The sequence below is a fragment of the Bartonella sp. CE47NXGY genome (genome assembly GCF_042195415.1).
In the GTDB taxonomy this organism is placed as follows: Bacteria; Pseudomonadota; Alphaproteobacteria; order Rhizobiales; family Rhizobiaceae; genus Bartonella.
Window position 1 is genome coordinate 1 of the sequence record NZ_JBHIOI010000057.1, and the last position, 5,410, is coordinate 5,410.

Here is a 5,410-nt window from a genome sequence, read left to right on the forward strand (position 1 = left end):
GGATCATTTGTAACAATGCCTTCAAGCTCTCCACCCGTGTCTGACAAGTATTCCTTTACGCGCTGCATCATCACACGGGCGCTTGTGTTCACACTGCTAGGATGCTGTCCTTCGGACCAATCAATCAAATTATCCACGCGCGTATTATCCGACGCTCTAAGCGACCAATCATAAATCGTTGACATTTCTCGTGAATCCTAGCTTCTGTAAAATGGTCCGTAAAATGCCCGCATGAATTGCGTCATCAAAGGATTATCATCATCATCACTCTCTTCTTCTTCCGAAGCCTCTTCTTGTGATGCTAATAATGCCCTTAAAACCTCTAACAAGTTGTCTCTATTTCTAATGCCACCATGCGCTGTAGGACTTGCTCTATGAGGCTGCCCCCCATACATCTGTAATACACGGTTGACAAAATCACTTGCACGCATAGCGTTGTTTCCACCATTCAAGCCAACCGCATTGCTCCCAACAATTTGCGCCGCATTGGCATGGGGATTTTGAAGAAGCCGCGCGGCTCCTCCTGCACCTTGTTGATGTGCTAAATACAATTCCGCTTCACTAGGCGCTCTTCCCAAAAGGCGGCTTAAATGATTGCGATTATCAAGCGTCAACCGCCCCATGGCATCTGCCGCTTGCATGGGATCAAAACGATCCTGCAAACCATATTGTTTGGCGGTGCTGTCTATAAATTGATACAACCCACCAGCAGAAGAGCGGGGATTCCTTGCATTGGGATTGCCGCCACTTTCCACTTGCGCAACACGGTATAAATAACTCTCTGGCAAACCATAACGCGCTGCTGCTTGACGGATCGCTTGATCGACTGAAGGACTATAATAGCTAGTCATTTTGTTAGCTTTCCCCATTGTTGATATCACTATTGCATTACTCAGAATTCCTAGATCCCGATGTCATCATTCCCCACATTAATCGAGATAAAGAAGCATGAAAGCGTTTTGCAATATCATTGTTTACAAGTCCTTTTTCATAATCATTAATGAAATCTTGAATAATTTTTGCTACTTGTTTGTTATTATATCCCCCTACTTTTAAAGAATCGAGTTCTAGCATTTTTTTATCTAGTTTCTGGAGAGCTTTTAGATTTTTCTGGCTTGTTGTCATCCTGTGTGCATTTCTTAGTATTCTTACAACAGCATGCGGAAATTGCCCAATATCTTTATATTCTTTAAACCCTTGAAAAAGTTTTGGGCGTGCTCTATCTCTTAGCTCTGGAATTCCCTTATAGGTTTTATTATACAACTGTTCGTACTCAAAAGCGTCCTTTAGTCTCTTTACAGCATCTTCACCAAAAGGAGATTTTAGTTTTTCTACATAGCTGTCTGTGTTGAAAAGATTTTTATAATATTCTAACTTATCGCTAGAATTGAACATCTCATCATCAATCTTACTTCTTATGCCTAATTTATAAGCATCTTCGAATGACGGAGCTCTATCACCAACAGATGACACTTTACCTTTACTTTGATATAGATTGCTTTTATTCAGAGCCTCATTGATAGAAACAGAAGAACTCAAAGAATCGTATCCTTCTTTTATAGCTTTAGAGAGATCTTTATAAGAGGCAAAAACCTCCCTTGCTGTCTTATAATCCCCTGAAATGTCCTCTAGCAACTTTATAATATACTTTTCAAGTGAAACAAGATCCGCAGTGTCTATACCATTTAGATTATCACGTTGAATCTGATTGCTAATCTTTACTTTGGTTCGGTGAAGAATATCCATTATAGAATCAGGATATTTTTGTACATACGCCGCATCCGTAATTTTTCGATTATTGACATCTTGCGTAGCTTCTTCGTAAGCTTTCTTAAAATGTGAATGCTCCATTAACTGTTGCACCTTTTTTTGGTGTTCAGGCTTTAAAGCAGTACTTAATGCTGTATCATATAATGGTTGTGACTTTATACTACCTATATTATCAAAAGCTTTTTGAAGCTGTCCTGCATCCAGAGTCGAAGTAGATTTGTTTACTGACTCTTCTAAAGCATCTTCAAGATCTCCACTTCCCTTTCTTTTGATAAAGTTTTCATCTAGAGCTTTGCCCATTCGTCCTGAAATTCCAGCTGCTCTTTTACCAAGCTCTTCATTAAGCTGCTCATGAAGCATCCTATTGTTTTGAACTATACCATAAATATGATTTTTAAATCCTGGAATAATATCACTAAGACGTGCTTCAGAACCACTTTTTGCAAGAGTATCTGGTAGGTTTTTTATCCCCGAATGATATGCATAACTAGCAATATTCCGTAAATCTCTCTTAGAAAAACCATCTGGAGCTTTCTTTCCTGCATTGCCGATAGCATTATACCCTCTCCCAGCAAAAGAACCTACGATAGAGAGAAATGGAGACGCTACACTTCCAATTGCAGCATTATTTATCCCACTATCTATAGAATCTCCCCATCCTACACCACTTCCAACTCCTGATAACGCTCCTGATAATGCACCTGATCTCACCGCTGTTTTAAGACCTAAATCTTTTCCTGGAATACCTATTGCTTCACCTACAAGACGGGGAAACAAACTAGCTTTTCTAGCTCCAAATGCTGCTAACCCTAACCTACTCGCAATTAACGGCACTCCCCCCGTCGCTATCAATGGTAAAATAGACCCTATAAAATTTCCACCAAATGATAACCAAGGATATGCTCTATGTACTGCCCTCTGATAAGCGCGTGCCTTCTTTACAGCCTCATCATAATTGCTTCCTGATAAGTGGGAAAACAAACCTTGAAGCTCATCACTAAAGTTTGCTGTAAGTCCTTCTGCAGTAGAGCTTCTGAGAGCATCCCACATCGAAATATTTTCAGTAGGATATTCTTCTTCTAACTTTTGTGTTTCTTCTGGATGCTGTGTAACCCCTGTATAGCTATTTTGTGCATTCCAAATTTTTTCCATTATATCTTTATCTGAAATATGACCAATGATAGGAGAATAAGGTGTATAATTACTCGTCTGCTGGCTGCTATTTTTATACAATGCCGCTTGAATTTTTTCCATTATGTCTTTATCTGAAATATGGCCAATAACAGGAGAATAAGGTACATATCCCATATCAATTTCTCTTTCACTTGTTTCTTATGTAACCACCGTCATCTACAAAGACTTCACCTTTAGACAATCTATCCTCATCATCTTTATTTTTTACATGTGTAAATTGTGAAATAGGTAAAATAGGCAATGATAGAAAATCATTATATTCAGTGTTCCAATTATTTAAAAGTTTTTGTGTATTACTCCTTGCCTTCAACACTGCCTCTTTTACAGCTATAATTTCTTCTAACAATATATCTCGCCTCAGGTTTGTATCTAAATTTCCCAAACGGGTCTGTAATGATGTAAATTCTTGTATATTCATATTTCCATACCCTGACGCTCCATTTGGTGACTTCTGTTTCATTTCCTCCAAAGTATCACGTGCAAGATTCTTTTTAACCGCTTCAATATTTGACTTTAATATTGAAGCGTCAGTTGAAGATAATATTGAAAATATTGGTGCTAATATATTTGTACCAGTTAATGTAGATCGAACTAGTTTTTCTGTATTATCAAGTAACCTAATATTAGTATTCTGACTAACTAATTCAGATTCAAAAAATTGTTTTTGCTTTGTAAGCTTTTCTTTTTTTTCCTTATATGCCTTACTTCCTTTAATAACCTTTGCTTCCCACTGTTTAGTCTCAGGATTAAAAACACCATAGTAATCAGGAGAAAATTTAGGTGGTGTATTATCTATTTGCTGAGAACTAGAACGTGCATTCATTCCTTGTGTAAACAACCCATTAAGCATTTGCGGATTACGAGCCATGATAGCAGCTTCTTCTTCGCTGTAACCTTTAGATTTTAGGTATTCGACGGTTTGATTGACTTGTTCTCTTCGTTTATCACCTTCATTAAGATGCTTCACACCACTTGCAAGCGCATCCCACCCAGAACCGTCTGATGAAGATTCCGCCATACCTGCAAAAAGATCTTTGAGCTTCTGATACGCATCTGATTGAAAAAACTTATAAGTATTGGACTGTAAAAATTTCTCTGCATCTGTCAGTTCAGGAGTCGGTGTTGGGGAAGCGGGTGCTAATGGTTGCGTTTGTTCATTAACATGAGGTTTTAGTTCTTGTGGAGTACTCTCTAGTGCATTTGGCATGGGTGGATGTTGATCAAATCCAAGAGGCATTTCCGCTTTAGGAGCCGTATAGGGCATAAATGGTCCATATGGATTCAGACTATTCTGTAAATAGGGGTTGGATGGGGCTTGTGCTTTCTCTGGTGTCATCATACTTTCAATACCTGACATTCCAGTCATAAATAGAGAGGTTTTGGGGTACTTTGTTATGAAATTCCCCACGGGGTTCTTTGTTATTAATTGTCCCAATCTATTCGCCCCTGTAACCGCTTTAGGAGCAAGATACCTAAAAACATGAGGCGCAGCTCTTGCTGCCATAAAAGCTGCCCCAGCTAATGGAAATAATATTGGAAATGCCATCACACTCTCCTACAAAACTATTCTTTAATTATTCTCCAGAGCTTTCTTTTGATTCATGTAATCTAAAAAAAACTTGGATGCTCCTCCTGCCAACGCTGCTCCCATTGGACCACCTGCCATGTAACCAAAAGCCATCGGTGCTGCTTGAAGTGCTAAAGAACCTATAGTCCCTACATTTTTCCACGGATTATTGCCCTCTATCTTAGAGATTGTATGATTATTCGTTGTCGTACCGTAATTTCTTGCAAAGCCATGACCGGCGTTCATAAGCATATTCAACCTATTCCAGCCGCTATTGTCTTGTTCCAGCCAACGTTCTCTATTGGCATCAACAAGGCGTTGATTGTAGTCATTAAGAACAGATGACCCCTGCAACATATTCGAATAGGCATTATTATAAGAGGGGAATAAGTTGCCTATCATGCCTAAGCGATACTTATTAAAATCACCAAGTAAGGCATTAGCATGTAACATATCCTGCTTATTCTGACGGTAATGATTAATCCTAGCACTTTTAGACAATGCATCAAGTTCACGCGCCAACACTTTTGTATGTGCACCAGATCCATAACCACCAGCACCTACAAAAGAGCTGTTAATCGTATCTCTCACATCATCCATAGATTTTTTAAGTACATCTTCAAAATCCTGATCATAGCCCCCTTTATAACTAGAAGCCAATTCACCAATATTTCTTTCTGCATGCATGGGAGTATTCATCAAATGATTCATATAATTTTGATATTGATGAGGAATAGCTCCAAGACCTCCGATTGCTTGGTAAGTTGGAGCACTTAAAGGTGCAACACGAGGTCCCCCATAAACATTACCACCCATCCCTGTGTCATACATGTTATACGCATCTGCACCCCCACGCTTAAAGACATTCTGCATCCAAGT

At 39.0% G+C, this 5,410-nt stretch carries 4 protein-coding genes and 1 pseudogene; all 5 read right to left on the reverse strand.

Going from position 1 to position 5,410, the window contains the following annotated elements; all coding sequences use genetic code 11:
• Window positions 1-185: pseudogene (locus ACFIL3_RS08965) on the reverse strand (phage tail protein); the annotation flags it as partial.
• Between the two features lie 12 nt (window positions 186-197).
• The gene (locus ACFIL3_RS08970; RefSeq protein WP_375682103.1) at window positions 198-851 is read right to left on the reverse strand and encodes a transglycosylase SLT domain-containing protein; all 654 of its coding nucleotides are present in this window, start codon (window positions 849-851) and stop codon (window positions 198-200) included.
• Between the two features lie 37 nt (window positions 852-888).
• Entirely contained in the window at window positions 889-3,078 is a 2,190-nt protein-coding gene (locus ACFIL3_RS08975) for a hypothetical protein (protein ID WP_375682104.1), read from the reverse strand.
• 13 nt (window positions 3,079-3,091) lie between these two features.
• Window positions 3,092-4,510 carry a hypothetical protein gene (locus ACFIL3_RS08980; protein WP_375682105.1) on the reverse strand — a complete coding sequence of 473 codons (1,419 nt, stop codon included), beginning with the start codon at window positions 4,508-4,510 and terminating at the stop codon, window positions 3,092-3,094.
• A 24-nt stretch (window positions 4,511-4,534) separates the two neighbouring features.
• Window positions 4,535-5,410, reverse strand: an 876-nt coding sequence (locus ACFIL3_RS08985) for a hypothetical protein (protein ID WP_375682106.1), incomplete at its 5' end; no start/stop codon positions are given.

What these genes read in the sequence shown, in the direction of transcription:
- ACFIL3_RS08970 (WP_375682103.1), bottom strand. Translation starts at nt 851, where the DNA reads ATGACTAGCTATTATAGTCCTTCAGTCGATCAAGCGATCCGTCAAGCA.
- ACFIL3_RS08980 (WP_375682105.1), bottom strand. Translation starts at nt 4,510, where the DNA reads ATGGCATTTCCAATATTATTTCCATTAGCTGGGGCAGCTTTTATGGCA.
- ACFIL3_RS08975 (WP_375682104.1), bottom strand. Translation starts at nt 3,078, where the DNA reads ATGGGATATGTACCTTATTCTCCTGTTATTGGCCATATTTCAGATAAA.